Raw genomic sequence first — 1,620 nt, 5'->3', positions numbered from 1 at the left:
CGCTGTCGTTGTACTGATACTGCCAGCTGTAATATTACCCGTAGCAGTGATGTTCTGGATATTCGCCAGATTCGTAATACTATTCTGTGTACCGGTATTCAGTGTAGCACTGATCGTACCACCCACGATATTACCCGTTACAGTAATATTATCAAAAGTACCATTACCTCCATTCACATTCGTTGCACTCACCGTTCCGATCTGTGCTGTTCCCGTTACACTTAAATTGGTCAGACCACTTAAGTTGGTAATTGTAGCATTTGTTGCACTTACTGTACCCGCTGTAATCGTACCGGTAGCCGTTAAATTATTTAAACCTGTCAGGTTCGTAATATTCGCTGTCGTGGTACTGATACTGCCAGCTGTAATATTACCCGTAGCAGTGATGTTCTGGATATTCGCCAGGTTCGTGATTGTATTCTGTGTACCGGCGTTCAAAGTAGCACTGATCGTACCACCCACGATATTACCCGTCACAGTGATATTATCAAAGGTACCGCCCGTGCTGTTTACACTGGTTGCACTCACCGTTCCGATCTGTGCTGTTCCCGTTACACTTAAGTTGGTCAGACCACTTAAGTTGGTTATCGTAGCATTTGTTGCACTTACTGTACCTGCTGTAATCGTACCGGTAGCCGTTAAATTATTTAAACCTGTCAGGTTCGTAATATTCGCTGTCGTGGTACTGATAATGCCAGCTGTAATATTACCCGTAGCAGTGATGTTCTGAATATTCGCCAGGTTAGTAATACTATTCTGTGTGCCGGCATTCAGTGTAGCACTGATCGTACCACCCACGATATTACCCGTCACAGTAATATTATCAAAGGTACCGCCCGTGCTGTTTACACTGGTTGCACTCACCGTTCCGATCTGTGCTGTTCCCGTTACACTTAAGTTGGTCAGACCACTTAAGTTGGTTATCGTAGCATTTGTTGCACTTACTGTACCCGCTGCAATCGTACCGGTAGCTGTTAAATTATTTAAACCTGTCAGGTTCGTAATGTTCGCTGTCGTTGTACTGATACTACCAGCTGTAATATTACCCGTAGCAGTGATGTTCTGAACATTCGCCAGGTTAGTAATACTATTCTGTGTGCCAGCGTTCAGTGTAGCACTGATCGTACCACCTACGATATTACCCGTCACAGTAATATTATCAAAGGTACCGCCCGTGCTGTTTACACTGGTTGCACTCACCGTTCCGATCTGTGCTGTTCCCGTTACACTTAAGTTGGTCAGACCACTTAAGTTGGTTATCGTAGCATTTGTTGCACTTACTGTACCCGCTGTAATCGTACCGGTAGCTGTTAAATTATTTAAACCTGTCAGGTTCGTAATGTTCGCTGTCGTTGTACTGATACTACCAGTTGTAATATTACCCGTAGCAGTGATGTTCTGAACATTCGCCAGGTTCGTGATCGTACCCTGAGTGCCAGCGTTCAGTGTAGCACTGATCGTACCACCTACGATATTACCCGTTACAGTGATATTATCAAAAGTACCACTCGTGCTGTTTACACTGGTTGCACTCACCGTTCCGATCTGTGCTGTTCCTGTTACACTTAAATTGGTCAGACCACTTAAGTTGGTAATCGTAGCATTTGTTGCACTTACTGT

Annotated in this window: 1 protein-coding gene; it reads right to left on the bottom strand. The window is 44.3% G+C overall.

The genetic code is table 11. From position 1 onward, the window contains the following. A partial coding sequence (locus tag BC659_RS16740) for a beta strand repeat-containing protein (protein ID WP_162847303.1) occupies window positions 1-1,620 on the bottom strand: 1,620 nt, incomplete at both ends.

The organism is Sediminibacterium goheungense, assembly GCF_004361915.1.
GTDB classification, from domain to species: Bacteria; Bacteroidota; Bacteroidia; order Chitinophagales; family Chitinophagaceae; genus Sediminibacterium; species Sediminibacterium goheungense.
Note: the sequence above shows the minus strand (reverse complement) of the source record. Positions and strands in the feature narration are given on the sequence as shown.